Genomic DNA, 20,170 nt, shown 5'->3' with positions numbered 1-20,170 from the left:
CTCCGGTTCAAACCGGAGCTCTGGAATTGGAAGAGGGAATCGATATGACCACCCAGCGCATCCGCGACTTTCTCGCAACCCGACGTCCCGATGGTCCCTGCCTCGTGGTTGACCTCGACGTCGTTCGCGACAATTTCCACGCCTTCCGTCACGCCATGCCGGACAGCGCCATCTACTACGCCGTCAAGGCCAACCCGGCCCCGGAAGTGCTGAAGCTGCTTGCAGGCCTCGGCTCCAATTTCGATTGCGCGTCCGTTGCCGAAATCGAAATGGCGCTCGAAGCCGGTGCAACCGCCGCCCGCATCTCCTACGGCAACACGATCAAGAAGGAACGTGACGTTGCCCGCGCGCATGCGCTCGGCGTCAGCCTCTTTGCGGTCGACAGCCACGAGGAAGTCGAGAAGATCTCGCGCGCCGCTCCCGGCGCCCGTGTCTTCTGCCGCGTGCTGACCGATGGTGAAGGCGCTGAATGGCCGCTGTCGCGCAAGTTCGGCTGCGTTCCCCAGATGGCTGTCGACGTTCTCGTCTACGCCCATCAGCTTGGCCTGCAGTCCTATGGCGTCTCGTTCCATGTCGGTTCGCAGATGACCAAGGTCGATGCCTGGGATTCGGCACTCGCCGATGCCAAGCGCGTCTTCGTATCGCTTGCCAAGCAGGGCATCCACCTGCAGATGGTCAACATGGGCGGCGGCTTCCCGACCAAGTACCTGCGTGACGTTCCGTCCGCAGAAGCTTACGGCAAGTCGATCTACCAGGCGCTGCGCACGCATTTCGGCAACCAGATCCCGCAGACGATCATCGAGCCGGGCCGCGGCATGGTCGGCAATGCCGGTGTCATCAAGGCGGAAGTCGTTCTGATTTCGAAGAAGTCGGACAATGACGATGCCCGCTGGGTCTTCCTCGACATCGGCAAGTTCGGCGGTCTCGCCGAGACGATGGACGAAGCCATCCGCTATCCGATCCGCACGGAACACGATGGTGACGAGATGGAGCCCTGCGTCATTGCCGGTCCGACCTGCGATTCGGCCGACGTGCTCTACGAGAAGAACCTCTATCCGCTGCCGATCTCCCTTTCGATCGGCGACGAGGTCCTGATCGAAGGCACCGGCGCCTATACGACGACCTATTCGGCGGTCGCTTTCAACGGTTTCGACCCGTTGAAGGCCTACGTCATCTAAGGTCGTTTCCGCCGGCCCCGTAACCAGCCGGGGCGGCAACTTCACAATTTTCCTTCATCGCCGCTGATAACGGTATTGGGTACGGGAGGCCAAGATGGCCGCTGTTCTTGATTCTGTCCGCGCATTCTTTGCGCCTACCACTTTCGCCATCGACGCCGAAAATCCTTCGGATGTCGTTGCGCGTGAAAACCTGCTCGACCGCGTCATGGGACCAGATCGCCGCAAGAAGTCGTCGGAGAAGATCCGCCGCAGCCGCGTTCCGGCCGAGGGCCTTGCGCTCGTCGCGCGCGATCGCGACGGCCATGTCATCGGCACGGTGCGGCTTTGGAACATCGAGGCCGGCGTCAATGACGAAGGCACGCCGATCAATGCGCTGCTGCTCGGACCGCTCGCCATTGCGCCGCATCACGGCGGCAAGGGCATCGGCTCGGCGCTGATGCGCGCGGCGATCCTCGAAGCGAAGAAGCGTAGGCACGGTGCCGTCCTGCTCGTCGGCGATGCTGCCTATTACGAGCGCTTCGGCTTCTTTGCCGAAAAGGCTCGCCATCTTGTCATGCCGGGTCCGTTCGAACGCTCGCGCTTTCTGGCGCTCGAATTGACGGAAGGCTGGCTCGACGGCGCGGCCGGCATGATCGTCGCCTCGGGACGCATGCTGGCCGGTGCCCCGGTTCGCCGCGCAGCCTAGCGCATCGATTCTGAAAGAAGCGCGGCGCTGTAAGGCTGCGCCGACCGGCCGGCCAGGTTGGGAACTTTTCCCCCGGCTGGTAATATCCGCGCCGTTTGACCACCCAGGCAGGCGGGCTTGGTGTGGTTGCGGCGCGGATTGTATTTCTGGCATCAAGTTTCGAGAAGGCGCCGGCGCACGCGGAAACACAATCGCGTGAAAAGTGGCGCCGGCATGCGAACATATCGCGGCGATATCCTATCTTGCGCCACATGATCCGCATTCTCTCCCTTCTGCTTCTCCTCTGCCTGCCGCTTGACGCAACGGGGCCGGCTGCTGCCCAGAGCACGGCTTCCGCCGTCGGCGGGCTTGGTCCGCGTCTCGATCGCGTGGCGAGCGACCCCGCGATGCGGCCTTTGAAGACGGTCATTGTCGCTCGCGACGGACGCGTGCTCAGCGAACGTGGGTTTCGTGGTCATTCGCCCTCGGAATCGACCAATATCAAATCCGCTTCGAAGTCGATCATCTCGGCGCTGGTCGGTATCGCTATCGACAAAGGCCTGCTCATTGGGCCGGATCAGAAGATCGCGCCGATCCTGAAGGCCGATCTCCCTGTAACGCCCGACCCGCGCATCAACGACATCACCATCGGCAATCTTCTCTCGATGCAGGCTGGGCTCGATCGCATGTCGGGGCCGAACTACGGCCGCTGGGTCTCCTCGCGCAACTGGGTGCGCTTTGCGCTGTCGCAGCCTTTCGTCGATCAGCCCGGTGGTGAGATGCTCTATTCCACCGCATCCACGCATCTGCTGTCTGCCATTCTCACCAAGGTCGGCCGGCGGCCGACGCTGGTGTTGGCGCGCGAATGGCTGGGTCCTGTCGACGGTTTCCGCATTGGCGCATGGGAGCGCGATCCGCAGGGCATCTATCTCGGCGGCAATCAGATGGCGATGAGCGCCCGGTCGCTGCTTGCCTTCGGCGAACTCTACCGTAGCGGCGGCAAGACCGCCGACGGCCGCCAGATCGTCCCCGCCGACTGGATCGCCCAGTCGTGGCAGCAGCGCACCAACTCGCGCTTCTCAGGCGATGAATATGGCTATGGCTGGTTCACGCGGCAGATCGGCGGCGAGCAGGTGCATTTCGCCTGGGGTTATGGCGGGCAGATGCTCTACATCGTGCCGTCGCTCGATCTCACCGTCGTCATGACCTCGGAAGAGAGCGGTCCGTCTGCCCGAAACGGCTACAGGGACTTGCTGCACGGTCTGTTGGCGGACATCATCGGCTCGGTGCGGGCCGCTTGACGACAGCGCCGCGCGTCTTTGAGTTGCGCAAAGGGTCTGTCGCATTTTGAACTATGCAGCAGGGAAAAACCGGCGATCGTTAAATTCTTAGCGAAGGCTCCAATCAAACCGCAAAACGCTTCCTGTAAGTTCCGCGAGAATTTCGGGAAAGCGCCATGCTGCTGGATCTCAGGACAATCTATTTCATTGTTGCCGTGAGCTGTTTCGTGCTGGGCATTCTCCAGCTTGCAGCCTATGCGACCGGTCGCTTCGAGAGGTGGCCGCTCTGGTGGGGCTTGAGCAACCTTCTTGTCGGCGTCGGTTCGTTTCTCGTCGCGCTACGCAATCTCGTTCCCACCTCTGTCTCGATCGACGGCGGCAATATCGTCACCATCGCCGGCTACATGCTGATGTTCTTTGCCATACGGGTGTTTTCGGGACGAGCGCTCGACCAGCGCACTTTCTGGCTTGCCATCTTCGTCGTCAGCGTTCCTGTCGCGCTTATTGTCCGCGATCCCTCGGCAGTCTCGGCGAGGCTCCTCTACGTCTCCGTCATCTGCTGCCTCTGCGATCTTGCCGTCGCAAGGGAGGCAATCATCATTGCCCGGTGCGAGAAGCTGTATTCGGCAGCGCTGCTTGTCGGCCTCTACGCCTGCACTGCCGCGATTTTTGCGGTTCGCAGCATTCTCGCGGCGACCGGTGAGATTGGCGGGCCGGATCCTTTCGGCGGCAGTGCAGTTCACAGCTGGATGGCGGTATCGGCGGTCGCGTTCATCATGCTGCGCAGCATGGCGATGGTGCTGATGGCCGCCGAGCGCAGCCGAAATCAGCTGACGGAACTCGCTCACCACGATCCGCTGACCGGCGCCCTCAATCGCGGCGGCCTTGCCCAGCATCTGCCGGCGCTCGGCTTCCAGCCGGTATCGCTGCTGATCATCGATATCGACCATTTCAAGCAGCTGAACGACAGGCATGGCCATGCCGCCGGCGACGATATCCTGCGGCTTTTCGCCAGTGTTTCGAGAAGCATCATGCGCTCCGACGACCTGCTCGCCCGTCAAGGTGGGGATGAGTTCCTGGCGGTGCTGAAAAATGCTTCCCGGCAGGATGCGGTGATTATTGCCGAACGCATCCGTCTCGCCTTCGCCGCTGCCGTCCTGCAGCGACCGGATCTGGCGATCTTTCCGACGCTGAGCATCGGCGTTGCCGCGCGCGCGGAAAGCGGCGGAGATTTCGAACGGCTGATGCAGAAGGCGGACGAGGCGCTCTATCGTTCGAAGCGTGAAGGCCGCAACCGCGTCGAGGCCTTCAGCGAAAATCAGCAAGCCGCCTAGGATCGGGCGAATTCCCTATTCAGGACAGCTCTAGATATTCTGATCCATCGTCTCGGCCGGGATTTCGTCGACGCGGTGGACGCGCACGAGCGTCGCCGGCACGCCGGCGACCGTGCAATGCGTGGGAACCGACTTGAGCACGACGCTGCCGGCGGCGACTTTGCTGAAGGCGCCGATTTCGATATTGCCGAGGATCTTGGCGCCCGCGCCGATCATCACGCCGTGGCGGATCTTCGGGTGGCGGTCGCCGGTCTCCTTGCCGGTGCCGCCGAGCGTGACGTTCTGCAGGATCGACACTTCATCCTCGATGACCGCTGTTTCGCCGATGACGATGCCCGAACCGTGGTCGAGCATGATGGACGCGCCGATCCGCGCCGCCGGATGGATATCCGGGCCAAAGACCAGCGAAACGAGATTGGCGAGCCAACTGGCGATCTCCGGACGGCCGGCGGTCCAGAGCGCATGGGCGATGCGATGCGTCTGCAGCGCATGAAAGCCCTTGAGATTGAGAAGCGCGTGCAGAAATGTCGTGCAGGCCGGATCGCGCTCGCGCACGGCGATGAGATCGGCCTCGACCTTTCGCATGATATCGCCATCAAGTGTGGACAGGATGAGATCGAACAGATCACCCGTTTCCACCTGCGCCACGGAGAGCCGCGCGGCCAGCACGCGGGCGATGATCTCATCGTTGCCAGCGGTGTCCGTTACCTGAGCGGCAAGCAGCCGCCGCAATATCGGCTCGCGTGCGGCAAGCTCAACGGCCTCGGCGCGGATCACGGTCCAGACGGATGCGTCGCCCAAAGCCTGCGGCTGTTGTTCGGTCAAACCGAGGCCGGTCGATTTCGACATTCTCGTTTCCTCTATCAGCCAAGGTGGCGCGCAAAGCGCTTCCTGCTCGTGCTTCATGTTTCGCCCGGGCAAGGCGTTTGGCAAGCCCCGATATCCTATGGCCTTGGGTCCGATAGCATATTCTAGCCGGATGGCTGCAGGCGAGCAGTCAGCTCCGGAAGCAGGCGCCAATGATAGAGTACATCAGGCTCCCGTTCTTCGTTGTCGGCGCCATCGGTCTCCTCCTCGGCGATAAAACCGTGCCGTTCGTAGAAAGCGCGAGCGCCCGCATTGCGCTGAAACGTCCAGAGCCTGATCTCGTTCATCTCCTCCTTGGCGCAGCCAAGGAGGGAGGAGCCGATGCCCATGCCCTGGAACCCGGGGAGAACGTAAAGCTGCTCTATCCAGTTGTCGCCATAGGCGATGACACCTACGAGCCGGTTGCCCATGGCAGCGCCGAGGATCGAGCAATTCGGTAGCAGATGCATGCGCCAATACTGCTCCTCTTCCTCGGGCGTATGGACATCCGGCAGCCAGGGCAGCCGCTGCCACAGGGCGACACGTCTGATTTCGGCCGCGGCTTGCATGTGATTGGCCGTGAGCGCCACGATTTCGGATTCCGTCAAGGCGTCGTCCATCGCCGGCAACGGGCCTCAAGCCGAAATATCGACGACGCCGCAGTCGCCGGCTTCGGAGCCGAAGGCGAGCAGCTTGCCGTTTTTGCTCCAACTCATCGCCGTGATCGCGCCCTTGCCGGGTCGGCGCAGGAGCGCTTCCTTGCTGTCGGTGATGCGCACAGCCAGGATCATGCCGTCGATGAAGCCGATGGCGAGGATGTCTTCGAGCGGATGGAACTTCACCGCGGTCGCCATGATATTGGCGCGGGTGCCGAGCTCCATCGGCGCCTTGCCCATCGGCCCGTCCTTGCCCTGGAAGGGCCAGACGATTGCCGCAGGCGCGCCTGAAGACGCGAGCCACTTGCCCTTGACCGACCAGGAGAGCGATTTCACCTTGGCGGGGTAGCCGGTCATGCGCATGTGGCGAGCTTCGGTACCGGGCTTGATGTCGAGCTTCCAGCCGTGCAGTGCGTTTTCCTGCATCGAGGTGACGAGGAAATTGCCATCAGGCGAGAAGGTGACGCCGGTATGCGCACCCTTCCATTCCAGGTCGACCGGCTTGGCGTTCATACCGATCCAGTGCAGCGACACGCCGTTGTAGCGCGCCGCCGCGATGCGTAGGCCCTTCGGCGCAAAGGCAAGGCCTTCGACCGTGCGCTCTTCGGCGAATTCCTTGGTCGTGCCGTCGGCAAGGCGCACCAGTGAACTCTTGCCGTAGGAATAGGCAACGGCACCCTGCGGGCCGGCTGCGACCTGCGAAATCCACTTGCGCGGCGCGGTCGCGATCTCGCTGACGCTGCCGTCGGCGGCAATGCGCAGCACCTTGCCGTCCTCGCCGCCCGAGATCAGGCTCTCGCTATAGGGATCGCGGATCGCGGTGAGCATGCCCTGGTGGGCTTCGGAAACCCTGTCGCCGCCGTCCAGCCGGTGGAATGTACCGTTTGCGCTTGCGAAGAAGGGAACATCACCTAAAAATTCGACGGCCAGAACGTGGCCGTCGAGATCAAGCGGTGCAACTGTCGGCATCAGGCGGCTGCCTCGCAGGCCTTGAAGGAGGCTTCGAGCTTCTCGCGGTCAAGTTCGCGGCCGATGAAGACGAGACGGCTCTCGTGCTTTTCGCCTTCCTTCCACGGCCGCTGGTGGTCGCCCTCGATGATCATGTGCACGCCCTGAACGACGTAACGCTCGGGATCGTCTTTGAAGGCGATGATGCCCTTAAGACGCAGGATATTTGGCCCCTGCGTCTGGGTGACCTTCTGGATCCAGGGGAAGAAGCGCTCCGGGTTCATCTCTGCGCCGCGCAGCGACACCGACTGCACCGTCACATCGTGGATCGCCGACATCGCGCCATGTTGATGGGCGCCATGGTGATGATGGTCGTGGCCGTGGTCACCATGCTGATGATCATGGTCATGATGGTGGTGGTCGTGATCGCAATCGGGGCCGCAGACATGGTCGTCATGGCCGTGCTCGAGGAAATGCGGATCGTTTTCGAGCGCGCGCTCCAGGTTGAAGGCGCCCTGATCGAGCACGCGGGCGAGGTCGACGCCGGAGCGGCTGGTCTTGTAAACTCGGGCGGCCGGGTTGATGGCGCGGACGATATCCTCGATCACATCAAGTTCTTCCGGGGTCACCAGGTCGCTCTTGTTGATGATGACGACGTCGGCGAAGGCGATCTGGTCCTCGGCCTCGCGGCTGTCCTTCAGGCGCAGCGGCAGGTGCTTGGCATCGACGAGGGCGACGACGGCGTCGAGTTCGGTCTTGGCGCGCACATCGTCATCCATGAAGAAGGTCTGGGCGACTGGCACCGGATCGGCAAGGCCCGTCGTCTCGACGATGATGCCGTCGAAGCGGCCGGGGCGGCGCATCAGGCCTTCGACAACGCGGATCAGGTCGCCGCGCACCGTGCAGCAGACACAGCCATTGTTCATCTCGTAGATTTCTTCGTCCGACTCGACGATCAGGTCGTTGTCGATGCCGATTTCGCCGAATTCATTGACGATGACCGCATATTTCTTGCCGTGATTTTCGGAGAGAATGCGGTTGAGCAATGTCGTCTTGCCGGCGCCAAGATAACCGGTGAGCACGGTAACGGGAATGGGCTTCAGGGTGGAGATCGCGTCGGTCATGAGAACCTCTAGGATTTAGGCGTGCGGCCGAGCGGCTTGGGATCGGCTGCTTGAACGGTTGGTCTCATATAATGGCTTGAGCGCGGCAGTTCAAAGGGTTTTATAATGTTATAAGATCACGTCGTCTGGCCGGTGCAGATGCCCCCATAGTCACCGCAGTTGCGCGACATCGAATGCATCGACGTCACTCAGCAATTCCACCAGTCCTTTTACCGCATGGGCAATCAGCGCCTCGCCTTTCTCTACTGTGGCGGCGGCGGCGTTTCCCGCCACGCCTTCAGCATTGAGGTCCGACATCTTCCAGCCGAAGGCGTGCGGCCCGTAGGCGCGCAGATGCTTGAAACGCTCGGCGAATTCCGTCTGCCGCGAGGAAAAGTTCGCCGCCTTCGCCATATCAACCTTGTCGGGATGAAGCGCCAGCATCACCGATGTCTCGATATCGCCGCCATGGATGCCGATCGCCTTTTCCTCCGGCGTGACCACGCCATCCGGCAGGCCGAAACGGGTCCAGCTCGTTGCCACGGCCAGCATGGCGAAGCGGAGCCGCGCCTCGGTCGCGACAATGGTCACGATGGGCGAATTGCCGCCATGGGCGTTCAGCATCACCAATTTGCGGATGCCCTGCTTTGCCAGCCCCTCGGCGATGCCGAGCCAGCGGTTTACCGCTTCGTCGAAGGCAAGCGTCTTCGTTCCTTCAACATCCATATGCTCTATGGAATAGCCGACAGATTCGGCGGGCAGGAAGGTGACCGGCAGGCCGGCAGGCAAGGCTATCTTCAATCGTCCGGCGATGCCTTCGGCAATCAGGGTGTCGGTTTCGAAGGGCAGGTGAGGGCCGTGCTGTTCATGGGCGCCGAGCGGCAGCACGGCGATCAGATGGCGCCCGTCAGGTGTAGAGGCCGGGTTGCTGTCCTCGAAGCGCGGCGAAGGTGTCATCATCCGGTCGTTGCCTCTTGTTTATGACGAGATCCTGAGCAATGTCATATCGCAGCGGCGCCGGGGCTTAAAGATCAAAGGGATGGCTATGGGAAAGAAGCACAAGGACGGCAAAAAGAACAAGTCCAAGAAGAAGGATCAGACCGAGTATACGCTCGTCGATCTCTCTCCGGCTCTGACCCAGGCGGCACGTTCCATGCGGACGGTGCTCTCGCGCAACCTGCTCGAAAGCGGCCTCTATGCCGGCCAGGATGGCGTCATCCTCTCGCTTGCCGAGAGCGACGGCATGACGGCCGGCGGCCTTGCCCAGAAGCTCGGCGTCAAAGCGCCGACGATGACGCGCACCATCGGCCGCATGGAAGCGCAGGGCTTTCTCGAGCGTAAGCCCGATGCGGAGGATGCGCGCCTCACCAAGGTCTATCTCACCGAACTCGGCCGCGGCAGCGTGCAAGGGATCGAGATGGCGGCCTCGGCCTGCGACAAGTTGGCGACGCAGGAGTTCTCCGAGAAGGAAATTCGCAATCTCGTCCGATTGCTGAAGGCGATCGATGCCAATCTGCAGGCCGAAGCCATTCATATCGAAGAACCGGACGAAGACTGAAATTTCCCCGAAAGACGAATTGCTTCCATCGATTAAATCTTTTAATTAAACATTTTAAGGGCCGCGCCGGTGTGACGGCGGGGTCTTGACTGCCTTGCGTGCTGCCTGGAGGAGGACACGTGGTTCAGAAGATCAAGCTTTCGACAATCGCCGAAACGCTCGGCATTTCTACGGCGACCGTATCGCTTGCCTTACGCGACAGTCCGCTCGTCGCCGGCAATACCCGGGAGAAGATCAAGGAACAGGCGCGCGCGCTCGGCTATATCTACAATCGCCGTGCCGCCAGCCTTCGGACCTCGCGCTCCGGCATCATCGGCGTCGTCGTGCACGACATCATGAACCCGTTCTATGGCGAGATCCTGAAGGCGATCGAAAGCGAGCTTGATCGCAGCCGCCACACCTTCATCCTTTCCAACCATTACGACAATGTCGAGAAGCAGCGCACCTTCATCGAGACGCTGCTGCAGCTCGGTGGCGACGGCGTCATCATGTCGCCGGCGATCGGTACTCCGCCTGAAGACGTGCAGCTGGCAGAAGACAACGGCATGCCGGCGATCCTCGTCGCCCGCTCGATGGAAGGGCAGGACCTGCCGACCTATCGCGGTGACGACAGCTACGGCATCTCGCTTGCCACCAACCACCTGATCGGCCTTGGTCATCGCTCGATCGCCATGATCGGCGGCACGGACCAGACATCCACCGGCCGCGACCGTTACCAGGGCTATGTCAATTCGCTGCGCAAGGCCGGCATCGAGGTCGATCCGAACTTGCGCATTCCCGGTCCGCGCTCGAAACAGGGCGGTTTCGAGGCGGCCGTGCATTTCCTTTCGCTGCCGCAGAAGCCGACCGCGGCCGTCTGCTGGAACGATCTCGTAGCGATCGGCCTGATGAACGGCATTGCGCGCGCGGGCCTGGTGCCGGGACGCGATATTTCCGTCACCGGCTACGACGATCTCGAGGAGGCCTCGATCGCTACGCCTGCGCTAACGACCGTCTGGAACGGTCAGGCCGAGGTCGGGCGCCTGGCCGCTCGGGCGCTGCTCGATCGCCTTGCCGGCAGCCATGAGCCTGATGGCATGCATCTGATCAAACCGGAAATGCGCATTCGCCAGTCCACCAGTCCCCATCGGCCGCGCGCCTGAACCGACCGCCATATCCAAGAGGAAAAGCCATGTCCCGCATCGCCATTCTCGTTCCTGGGAAGATACACGAGCGTGTTCTCGAAAGGTTGAAGGATCGGTTTGAGATTATCGCCGTCCCACGCGAGGAGAAGCTTGCGCTGGACGGCGAGACTGCCGGCCGTATCCGCGGCGTCGCCGTGTCCGGCTCCTTCCCAGGCGCCTGGATAGACCAGCTGCCGCATGCCGAAGTGATCGCCAATTTCGGTGTCGGTTATGACGGCGTCGATGTGAAACATGCCGCCGAAAAAGGCATTGTCGTCACCAATACGCCTGATGTGCTGAACGACGAGGTCGCCGATACGGCGATCGGCCTGCTGCTGAACACGGTTCGCGAGTTGCCGCGGGCCGAAGCGTGGCTGCGTGCCGGCAACTGGAAGCCGGGAACGGCCTATCCGCTGTCGCGCTTCTCGCTCAAGGGCCGCCATATCGGGCTTTACGGCCTTGGCCGCATCGGGCTCGAAATCGCCAAGCGGCTGGAGCCGTTCAAGGTGAAGATCAGTTATCACACACGTTCGCGCCACGCCGATGTGTCCTACGATTATCACCCGACGTTGAAGGGGCTGGCGGAAGCGGTGGATACGCTGATCGCCATCGTTCCGAAGACGCCGCAGACACACAAGACGATCGATGCGGATATTCTGGCAGCACTCGGCCCAAACGGCATTCTCGTCAACGTCGGCCGTGGCTGGACGGTGGACGAGGCGGCGCTGAGTGCCGCTCTTGCCTCCGGCGCGCTCGGTGCTGCCGGCCTCGACGTTTTCTATGAAGAGCCGACCGTGCCGGCCGACCTGCTGGGGCCGACCAACGCCGTGCTGCTGCCGCACGTCGCCTCCGCGTCCGTGCCGACACGCAATGCAATGGCCGATCTCGTTGCCGACAATCTCATCGCCTGGTTCGATAAGGGTGCGGCGCTGACGCCGGTGCCGGAGACGCCGCAGAAGGTTTAGAGCGCCGTGCGTCCTTTCGGACGCACAAAGGACGCTCTAACACTTTGAAATCTGCGCATCGTGCTTTCCGAAAATCGATTCCGATTTTCGGGCCGATGCGCTAGGCGCGTCGGATAGAATTCTGCGCCTGGCTCAACCACGAACGCGACGACGATCACCGTTGATTGATGTTTCCACGCCCGGTGGGTCTGGTGGTCACGCGATCGCCTGCGCCGGGATGACCGGCCGCTTGGCGGCGGCATAGGCGCGGACGGCGTCGCCGAAAGCAGCGAACAGCTGGTTCGAAGACTTGTCGGTTTCAGCCCAATATTCCGGATGCCATTGCACGCCGACGGCGAAAGCCTTGGCGTCGATGACGGAAACGGCCTCCACCGTGCCGTCCTCGGCGATCGCTTCCACCTGCAGGCGTGGGGCGGTTCTGGCAATTGCCTGGCGATGCAGGGAATTCACGCGGATCTCGCCCGGTCCGAGAATGGCTGCGATGCAGGAGCCTTCCTTGACGTGGACGGTCTGGCGAATGGCGTACATGCCGTCCCGGTCGACGCCTTCTGGCCGGCGATGGTCCCAGATGCCGGGCTGCTCCTGAATCTCGCTTGCCAGCGAGCCGCCGAGGGCGACATTCAGCTCCTGGATGCCGCGGCAGATGGCGAGCAGCGGGATGGCGCGGTCAATGGCGCGGCGGATGAGCGGCAGGCTGGTGGCGTCGCGGGCGGGGTCGAAGGGGCCGTCCTTGTCATTCGCCTCGGCACCGTAGAGCAAGGGATGAACATTGCTGGCCGAACCGGAGACCAGCAGACCGTCGACGCGGTCGAGGATCGCGTCGGTATCGTAGCCCTCCTCGAAAGCGGGGATGATGAAGGCCATGACACCGGATGCGTTCAATGCGGCGCGCAGATATTGATGCTGCACGGCATGCCAGGTCGCGCCGTCGAAGCTACGGATATCGGCAGGAATGGCAACGATCGGTTTCGTCATATCAGCCCCGGTGAAAATCTTTATTCTCGTCGTTTCTTCCGCCTGAACGGCCGTCAAGTCAACGCTTGGCTGCATTAGGCAGCCAAATTGCGACGGAGGCGGCGCCCTGCCTTTCCGGTTTACCGCTAAGCCGCTGATTCTGATGGATACGTGCGCGTTGCCTTATTGCCGTCTTGATGCCAAAGGCTAATAGACTAAAGCTTGAATCGCGGCCCCCGCCATGCTTAGGTTTGCCCTTGCTGCGGGTGGGGGTGAAGATCGCCGCGCAGTACCATCTATACGGGAGGTTTTTGATGGATCGTCGTTCGTTTTTCAAGAAGGCGGGAACCGCCGGCGCCGGTGCGGTTGCCGCAACGGCATTGGCTGCGCCTGCGATCGCGCAGGAGAATCCGAAGATCGCGTGGCGCATGACGTCGTCGTTTCCGAAGAGCTTGGATACGATCTATGGCGGCGCCGAGGATATCGCCAAGCATGTTGCCGCGGCGACGGATGGCAATTTCACGATCCAGCCCTTTGCGGCCGGTGAAATCGTGCCGGGCCTGCAGGCCGTCGATGCCGTTGCCGCCGGCACGGTCGAGGCAGCCCATACCACCTCCTATTATTTCGTCGGCAAGGACCCGACCTATGCCATCGGGACGGCCATTCCGTTCGGGCTGAACAGCCGTCTGACCAATGCCTGGTACTATGAAGGCAACGGCAACAAGCTGATGAACGAGTTTTATGCCACACAGGGAATGTATGCGCTGCCGGCCGGCAATACCGGTGCGCAGATGGGCGGCTGGTTCCGCAAGGAAATCAACACGCTCGATGACCTTAAGGGCGTCAAGATGCGCATTGCCGGCCTTGCCGGTCGCGTCATGGAGAAGGTCGGCGTCATCCCGCAGCAGATCGCCGGCGGCGATATCTATCCGGCGTTGGAAAAAGGCACGATCGATGCGGCGGAATTCGTCGGCCCCTATGACGACCTGAAGCTCGGCTTCCACAAGGTGGCGAAGTACTACTATTATCCGGGCTGGTGGGAAGGTGGCCCGACGGTGCATGGGTTCTTCAATCTCGAAAAATGGAGCAGCCTGCCCAAGCATTATCAGGCAGCGCTGACCGACGCCTGCGCCTTCGCCAATACCAACATGCTGGCGAAGTACGACACGAAGAACCCGACGGCGCTGAAGCAGCTCGTGGCGGAAGGCGCGACGCTGCGCCCGTTCAGCCAGGAGATCATGGAAGCCTGCTTCCAGGCGGCGACGGGCATCTACAGCGAAATTTCGGGCACGAACCAGTATTTCAAGAAGATCTATGACGACCAGACCGCCTTCAAGCGGGATGCCTATCTGTGGATGCAGCTGTCGGAATACACCTTCGATACGTTCATGATGATTCAGCAGCGGGCCGGAAAGCTTTAAGCTTTCCGCCGTCGACGCTTCAGACGAGCGCAATAACAAAACCCCGGATCTCCATCCGGGGTTTTGCTTTTTGCTGGACTAGAGCCTTTCCGGGTTAGATTGCAGCATTCTGTTGGCTCAAACGGAGTCGGCCGGTCGATCAGCCGGCCCGTTTCAGCCAACCCCCCGCAGATTTGCCTCGCAAATGGGCCGGGCATCTTTCCGCCAGGGCAAAGGCGATCAGCTCGGACGTACCTTGGGGTATGCCCGTCGCCAATCGCCTTTGCCCTGACGAAAACCTGCTCCGGCAGAATGCTGCAATCTAATCCGGAAAGGCTCTATTTGGCCGGTGGCGGCGGTGCTCCCGGCAGGCCGTTCAGTGGCGGCAGGGTCAGGCCGGGGATCTGCGGTGAGCCATTGCCGCCGCCGCCCAGCGGTGGCAGGCCGAGCTGGCCGCCGAAGCCCGGGACTTCGATCTTGATCGAGTTCGGGTCGACCTTCGGGCCGTGATCCAGCCAATAGGTTACCGATTGCGGCCAGAAGATCACGATCGCCACCAGGATCAGCTGCATGCCGACCCAGGGGAGCGCGCCCATGTAGATATCCGAGGTCTTGACGTCCTTGCTGGCGATTGAGCGCAGATAGAAGAGCGCGAAGCCGAAGGGCGGATGCATGAAGCTCGTCTGCATGTTGACGCAGATCAGGACGCCGAACCAGATCAGGTCGATGCCGAGACTGGAGGCGACGGGTGCGAGCATCGGGATGACGATGAAGGCGATCTCGAAGAAATCGAGGAAGAAGGCGAGCACGAAGATGAAGATGTTGACGAAGATCAGGAAACCGACCGGCCCGCCGGGAATGCCCGACAGCATGTGCTCGATCCAGCGCGAGCCGTCCATGCCCTGGAAGACCAGGCTGAAACAGGTGGAGCCGATCAGGATCATCACCACCATGGATGTAATGTGTGTGGTCGATGCCATTGCTTCGCGGATCAGCGGCCAGGTGAGGCGGCGATTCATGGCGGCAAGCACAATGGCGCCGACGACGCCGAGCGCGCCTGCTTCCGTCGGCGTTGCAAGACCCATGAAGATCGTGCCGAGCACGAGGAAGATCAGCACGATCGAGGGCACCATGCCCATCAGCACCTTCACGAGCAGAGCCCAATTGAAATCGCCGCGCACCTCTTTCGGCAGCGGCGGCATCGATTTCGGCCGAATAATCGACATCACCAGGATGAAGAGCACGAAGATCGTCACCTGCAGGATCGAGGGGCCGATCGCGCCGAGATACATGTCGCCGACCGACCTGCCGAGCTGATCGGCGAGAACGACGAGCACGAGCGAGGGCGGGATGACCTGGGTGATCGTGCCCGAGGCGGCGATGACGCCGGTGGCAAGGCGCGGATTGTAGCCATAGCGCAGCATGATCGGCAGCGAGATCATCCCCATGGTGATCACGGAAGCGGCCACCGTGCCGGTGATCGCTCCGAGCACGGCGCCGACGAGGATGACGGCATAGGCAAGCCCGCCGGGTATACCACCGAAGAGTTTGCCGGTGCCCTCGAGCAGGTCCTCGGCCAACCCGCAGCGCTCCAGCACCGCACCCATGAAGGTGAAGAAGGGAATGGCGAGCAGAAGGTCGTTGGAAAGGATGCCGAAGAAGCGCAGCGGCAGAGCCTGCAGAAAGACCTCGCCGAAATGGCCGGTGACGATGCCGATGATGGCGAAAAACAAGCCGACGGCGGCGAGCGAAAAGGCGACCGGAAAGCCGTAGAGCATGAAGATGATCATGCCCAGGAACATGGCCGGCGGGATGATGCCGAAATCAAACAAGTCCGTTTCTCCCAGCCCGCGTTACTGCAGCGGCTTTTCGTATTTCGTATCGATGCTGATATGGCCGGTGAGGGCTGCGATCCGCTTGACCAGCTCGGAAACGCCCTGAAGGGAAAGCAGTGCGAAGCCGGCGACGAGGATCAGCTTGACGGGCCAACGGATCAGTCCGCCGGCGTTGCCCGATATTTCCCCCTGATGGTAGGAGAGCGTGAAGAAAGGCCAGCACAGCCAGGTGAGATAGAGGCATGCGGGAAGGAGGAAGACAATGAGGCCGACGATGTCGATCCAGATCTTCGCCCTGTCGGAAACCGAACCATAGATCAGGTCGACGCGGACATGCTCATTGTTGCGCAGCGCATGCGAGGCGCCGAGCATGACGACGAAGGCGAAGAGATACCACTGAATCTCCAGCCAGCCGTTCGAACTGTAGTTGAAGGCGTAGCGGACGATGGCGTTTCCGGCGCTGATCAGGCAGCAGAACAGCACCATATATTCGGAAAGTTTGCCCATGAACTGACTGATCGAGTCAATCAGCCGGCTTGCGGCCAGAAGTACCGACATTCGCCTCCCCTTGTTCTTGTCCCACCGGTTTTCCGGCAGTTTTTCCTCTTGCAATCGATGTAGACCACGGCCTTTGAAATTGGAAGGATAAATGCCTCGCGTTGGAGTATAGTCTTAGACGCATCGGCCCCGCCGTAGGGCCGTCAAATATTTCAACAACCCAGGCGTGGATAAATTATTTCGGTAATCTCGCCGGTAGGCTGCATTAACTCGCGTAAGCTGTGCGGTTCACCCTGTGGTTTTAGAAAATTTGACCAAATGTTTGATTCCATTGAAATCAATTTTTAAAAGGTTGGGCCTAGAATTCCCGCGCACAGGGAAAGTGTGGATGAAGCCAGATAACCCGAACAGGGTCCCTATAGATGTGTATCTGTCGTTTGTGAGTTCCCTTTCCGGGAACCGCATGACGCTGCTTGCTGGCGTGATCGTGCATGTCGCGACATGCCTTGCCGTTGCTGCCAAGACCCAGTCCTTCGTCTATATCCTGCTGGCGGCCGCCTTCCTCCTGGTCTTCTGCGTTCGCATGGTCATCTTCCGGCAGTTCGACCGCGTTGACAAGGAGAGCCTGTCGCACGCCGGAATCGAGCGTTGGGAGCGGATCCTGGTTGCCGGTGCTGCCTGCACCACCACCCTGCTTGGCATCGCCAGCGGCTACGCCATCTTCGTCGTCCATGATTCCTTTGCGGAACTTGCCTGCATTGCGGTTACCATGGCGACCATGGTTTCCGTTGTCGGCCGCAATTATGGTTCGCGCCTGGCGGTTGACCTCCAGACCTTTTCCTGCTGTCTGCCGATGATTGTCTGCAGCCTGTTGGCGCTCGATTTTTATCGTGGCTTGTTGTCGATCTTCCTCATTCCCTTCTGGCTGACGACGCGTGCCATGGCGAACGGCGTGCGCGAGTTCCTCTATGAGAATGTCATCGCGCGCCGGGAAATCACCATCATCGCCGACCGCTTCGATACGGCGCTCAACAACATGCCGCATGGCCTAGTCATGGTCGATGCCGAAAACCGCATCCAGGTCGTCAATCGCAAGGCCTGCGAGCTTTTGAAGATCGGTGCGCCGGATCGGTTGAAGGACCGCGATCTCGGCGCCGTGCTACGCTACGGCGCGCGCTACAGCTTCATGGACGCCTCGCAGCCGGAGCTCATCCTGCGCCAGCTCACCCAAGTCGCCGAAGGCAACCTGTCGCGCACGCTCATCCATTTCCCCGAGGGCCTGTCGCTCGAATTCTCCGCCAGCCGCAGGGCCGACGGCGGCGCCGTGCTGATCTTCGAGGACGTGTCGAGCCGGGTGAAGGCGGAGCAGAAGATCATGCACATGGTCCGCTTCGATGCGCTGACCGGCCTGCCGAACCGAGAATATTTCGGGCAGCTGGTGCAGGATTATCTCGCCAAACATCAAAGGAAGTCCGGGCCACTCGGCTTCATGGTTCTCGATATCGACGAGTTCAAACATGTCAACGACATGCGCGGCCACGTTACAGGCGACCACCTGCTTTGCGCCATCGCCGCCCGCATCAAGCAGGCGTCCGGCAACGCCATCCTCGGCCGGTTGATGGGAGACCAGTTCATCCTGTTCTTCCCGCATGCGAAGGAACAGGCCTCGCTCGACGTCGAGATCCGCCGCGTGCACGCCGCAATCCAGGGCAACTACGCAGTCGACGAGCTGACCTTCCTGGTTTCGCTCAGCGCCGGCTACGCGATCCTCGAGAGTGCTGCGTTTGCGATGGACGAATGGAGCGTCAAGGCGGATCTGGCGCTGTTCGAAAGCAAGTCGCGCTTCAAGGGCGGCATTTCCGGCTTCGAGCGGGAGATGGATGGCCGCTATATCGAGCAGCAGAAGCTGAAAGCGGATTTGCGCGACGCGGTCTCGGCGCAGGCGCTGCATCTTGCCTTCCAGCCGATGTTCCGGTCCGACGGCTCGCGGATCGAATGCGCCGAAGCGTTGGCGCGCTGGGTGCATCCGGAGAAGGGCTCGATCCCGCCCGACGTCTTCATCCGGCTCGCCGAAGATATGGGCATCATCTCCGACATCACCCGTTTCGTGTTGTTCAAGGCGTGCAGCGAATGCATGAACTGGCCGGAACATATCGCCGTCTCGGTGAACCTTTCGGCGCGGGATCTGCGCGATGCCGATATTCTCGCGGTGGTCGCCGAAGCGCTTGCCCATTCCGGTCTCGACGCGGCGCGGCTGCATCTCGAAGTCACCGAAAGCTGCCTGATCGACGAGCCGGCGGCTGTGCGCGCCATCCTGGCCGAGCTCAGGGCTCGCGGCATCACCATCGCCATCGACGATTTCGGTACCGGCTTCTCCAGCCTCAGCTACCTCGACACACTGCCGCTCGATATCGTCAAGATCGATCGCTCCTTCGTGCGCAACATCGTCGAAGATAACCGCCGCTTGAAGCTGCTGCGCGGCACGGTCCATCTCGCCCGTGAACTGGGCCTGAAGATCGTCATTGAAGGTGTCGAAACCGAGGAGCAGCTCGCACTGCTCAACAAGCACCGCAGCGCCGATCTTGTTCAGGGTTACGTTTTCTCGCCGCCGGTGCCTTCCCAGAATATCCCGCTGTTGCAGCAGGGCATCGGCCGCCGCGTCGTACAACGCCGCCGCAACAAGGTCGCCTGAGCGGTCTCAACAGACAGTTTCCCCCGTGAAAAGCGCGTGCCGCGTTAACCTTAACGATTTAAAAACAAGGGAAATTATCGGATTTCCTTGCCTAAATTTCGCTGGCGTATGATTAATGATCCGTTAACGAGCGGATCGAGAAATGTCAGAGACACTGTTCAAGCGTAGCGATTTCAGCACAAAAATTTTGGAAGTTTTGGATCATGTCGAGTATCGCCGCGTCGAAAGCAGCGAAGACATGGAGCAGGTGGAACGGTTGCGCTACAAGGCCTACAAGGCCCATGACGTGCTGGCGCTTGCCCCGAAAGGGCTGCTTGATGACAGCGATTTCGACAGCCACGCCTATATCTTCGGTCTGTATTATTATGGGGAACTGGTCAGTACGATCCGGGTTCATTATGTGACACCGGAACATCGCCTCAGTCAGTCCGGTGGCGCCTTTCCCGAGGCGATGGATGACCTTCTGGATGCGGGGCTGACCCTGATCGATCCGGCGCGTTTCGCGGCCGACCCCGAGCTCACCGCCGATCTGCCGTGGGTTCCCTATCTGACGCTGAGGCCGACCATCGTGGCGGCGGCGTATTTCCGTGCGGACCGCGTTCTTCAATTCGTTCGGCCGCCGCATGCGGCCTTCTACAAGCGGGTCTTCTATGCCGATACGGTCGTGCCCGGCCGGCTGGCGAAGAATTACGGGATCGACATGACGCTGATGGCGACGAATGTGATCGAGGTCGGGCGAAAGCTGTTGACGCGCTATCCCTTCTTCATCTCGAGCGCCAGCGAGCAGCGCATGATGTTTTCGCGCAATCCCAACGACACCCTGCCGCCGCTCACCATCATTCCGACGGCGCGTTTCGTGCCGCAAGGCGAACTCGGCACCGACCTGCCGCTGTAATTTACCCTGTTCCCGACGGAGAGACGATCTCCGCCGGGCAGAGGAGGGCGATGGACGGCAGGCGATATCAGCCGTCCTTCAGGTCCGTCCAGGCCTCTGACATCGCGGTTGCCACGCGCGCCTGCGGCATTCTCATGCATTGCGCTTTCGCCTGTCATTGTGTAATCCCTGCAAGAAGGGATTTCCCTCGCTCAGGCTAGG

General features: G+C 61.2%; 18 protein-coding genes. 10 read left to right on the top strand and 8 right to left on the bottom strand.

Annotation, left to right across the window (positions count from 1 at the left end; all coding sequences use genetic code 11):
* The first annotated feature begins 44 nt into the window (after positions 1-44).
* The 4 genes from odc2 (at position 45) to AC2444_RS18620 (ending at position 4,456) form a co-directional block, all read left to right on the top strand.
* A complete protein-coding gene (gene odc2, locus AC2444_RS18635) occupies positions 45-1,178 on the top strand; it encodes an ornithine/lysine decarboxylase (RefSeq protein ID WP_003542992.1) in 1,134 nt (377 codons plus the stop codon).
* 94 nt (positions 1,179-1,272) lie between these two features.
* On the top strand, positions 1,273-1,863 hold the full coding sequence (locus tag AC2444_RS18630; RefSeq protein ID WP_012759015.1) for a GNAT family N-acetyltransferase: 591 nt from the start codon (positions 1,273-1,275) through the stop codon (positions 1,861-1,863).
* 251 nt (positions 1,864-2,114) lie between these two features.
* Positions 2,115-3,143, top strand: coding sequence for a serine hydrolase domain-containing protein (locus AC2444_RS18625; RefSeq protein WP_012759014.1), 1,029 nt, complete (start codon positions 2,115-2,117; stop codon positions 3,141-3,143).
* A gap of 155 nt (positions 3,144-3,298) precedes the next feature.
* Complete coding sequence (locus AC2444_RS18620) at positions 3,299-4,456, top strand: GGDEF domain-containing protein (RefSeq protein WP_012759013.1); 1,158 nt, start codon at positions 3,299-3,301, stop codon at positions 4,454-4,456.
* 30 nt (positions 4,457-4,486) lie between these two features.
* On the opposite strand, the gene cysE is transcribed toward AC2444_RS18620, so the two are convergent.
* The 5 genes from cysE to AC2444_RS18595 all read right to left on the bottom strand — a co-directional run bounded on the left by cysE (position 4,487) and on the right by AC2444_RS18595 (position 8,969).
* The gene (gene cysE, locus AC2444_RS18615; RefSeq protein ID WP_012759012.1) at positions 4,487-5,305 is read right to left on the bottom strand and encodes a serine O-acetyltransferase; all 819 of its coding nucleotides are present in this window, start codon (positions 5,303-5,305) and stop codon (positions 4,487-4,489) included.
* 122 nt (positions 5,306-5,427) lie between these two features.
* The gene (locus tag AC2444_RS18610; RefSeq protein ID WP_012759011.1) at positions 5,428-5,922 is read right to left on the bottom strand and encodes a GNAT family N-acetyltransferase; all 495 of its coding nucleotides are present in this window, start codon (positions 5,920-5,922) and stop codon (positions 5,428-5,430) included.
* A 15-nt stretch (positions 5,923-5,937) separates the two neighbouring features.
* Entirely contained in the window at positions 5,938-6,927 is a 990-nt protein-coding gene (locus AC2444_RS18605) for a WD40 repeat domain-containing protein (protein WP_012759010.1), read from the bottom strand.
* Positions 6,927-8,030: a CobW family GTP-binding protein gene (locus AC2444_RS18600; RefSeq protein WP_012759009.1), complete on the bottom strand. Its 1,104-nt coding sequence runs from the start codon at positions 8,028-8,030 to the stop codon at positions 6,927-6,929. Before AC2444_RS18600 ends, AC2444_RS18605 begins: the two co-directional genes overlap by 1 nt.
* Positions 8,031-8,180: 150 nt before the next feature.
* On the bottom strand, positions 8,181-8,969 hold the full coding sequence (locus tag AC2444_RS18595) for a creatininase family protein (RefSeq protein WP_012759008.1): 789 nt from the start codon (positions 8,967-8,969) through the stop codon (positions 8,181-8,183).
* A gap of 85 nt (positions 8,970-9,054) precedes the next feature.
* On the opposite strand from AC2444_RS18595, the gene AC2444_RS18590 reads away from it, so the two are divergent.
* The 3 genes from AC2444_RS18590 to AC2444_RS18580 all read left to right on the top strand — a co-directional run bounded on the left by AC2444_RS18590 (position 9,055) and on the right by AC2444_RS18580 (position 11,695).
* Positions 9,055-9,567 (top strand): MarR family winged helix-turn-helix transcriptional regulator, encoded by a 513-nt coding sequence (locus AC2444_RS18590; protein ID WP_012759007.1) that lies wholly within the window; start codon positions 9,055-9,057, stop codon positions 9,565-9,567.
* Positions 9,568-9,686: 119 nt separating this feature from the next.
* Positions 9,687-10,709, top strand: coding sequence for a LacI family DNA-binding transcriptional regulator (locus tag AC2444_RS18585; protein ID WP_003542973.1), 1,023 nt, complete (start codon positions 9,687-9,689; stop codon positions 10,707-10,709).
* A gap of 29 nt (positions 10,710-10,738) precedes the next feature.
* Entirely contained in the window at positions 10,739-11,695 is a 957-nt protein-coding gene (locus tag AC2444_RS18580) for a 2-hydroxyacid dehydrogenase (protein ID WP_012759006.1), read from the top strand.
* Between the two features lie 195 nt (positions 11,696-11,890).
* Here AC2444_RS18580 and AC2444_RS18575 read toward each other — a convergent pair whose 3' ends face one another.
* Positions 11,891-12,670: a gamma-glutamyl-gamma-aminobutyrate hydrolase family protein gene (locus AC2444_RS18575; protein ID WP_012759005.1), complete on the bottom strand. Its 780-nt coding sequence runs from the start codon at positions 12,668-12,670 to the stop codon at positions 11,891-11,893.
* Between the two features lie 293 nt (positions 12,671-12,963).
* Between AC2444_RS18575 and AC2444_RS18570 the strand changes: the two genes are divergently transcribed.
* Positions 12,964-14,070, top strand: coding sequence for a TRAP transporter substrate-binding protein (locus AC2444_RS18570; RefSeq protein WP_003552852.1), 1,107 nt, complete (start codon positions 12,964-12,966; stop codon positions 14,068-14,070).
* Between the two features lie 317 nt (positions 14,071-14,387).
* Here AC2444_RS18570 and AC2444_RS18565 read toward each other — a convergent pair whose 3' ends face one another.
* Both AC2444_RS18565 and AC2444_RS18560 read right to left on the bottom strand, forming a co-directional pair.
* Positions 14,388-15,881, bottom strand: coding sequence for a TRAP transporter large permease (locus tag AC2444_RS18565; protein WP_017995199.1), 1,494 nt, complete (start codon positions 15,879-15,881; stop codon positions 14,388-14,390).
* A gap of 21 nt (positions 15,882-15,902) precedes the next feature.
* Positions 15,903-16,442, bottom strand: a complete 540-nt coding sequence (locus AC2444_RS18560; RefSeq protein ID WP_012759003.1) for a TRAP transporter small permease subunit — start codon at positions 16,440-16,442, stop codon at positions 15,903-15,905.
* A gap of 328 nt (positions 16,443-16,770) precedes the next feature.
* Here AC2444_RS18560 and AC2444_RS18555 point away from each other — a divergent pair, with 328 nt between their 5' ends.
* Complete coding sequence (locus AC2444_RS18555) at positions 16,771-19,074, top strand: putative bifunctional diguanylate cyclase/phosphodiesterase (RefSeq protein ID WP_012759002.1); 2,304 nt, start codon at positions 16,771-16,773, stop codon at positions 19,072-19,074.
* A 142-nt stretch (positions 19,075-19,216) separates the two neighbouring features.
* Positions 19,217-19,969 (top strand): N-acyl amino acid synthase FeeM domain-containing protein, encoded by a 753-nt coding sequence (locus tag AC2444_RS18550; RefSeq protein WP_012759001.1) that lies wholly within the window; start codon positions 19,217-19,219, stop codon positions 19,967-19,969.
* Positions 19,970-20,170: the final 201 nt, after the last annotated feature.

The organism is Rhizobium sp. WSM1328 (assembly GCF_057653715.1).
The sequence above is the reverse complement of the archived record's forward strand: the minus strand, read 5'-3'. Positions and strand labels throughout refer to the sequence as shown.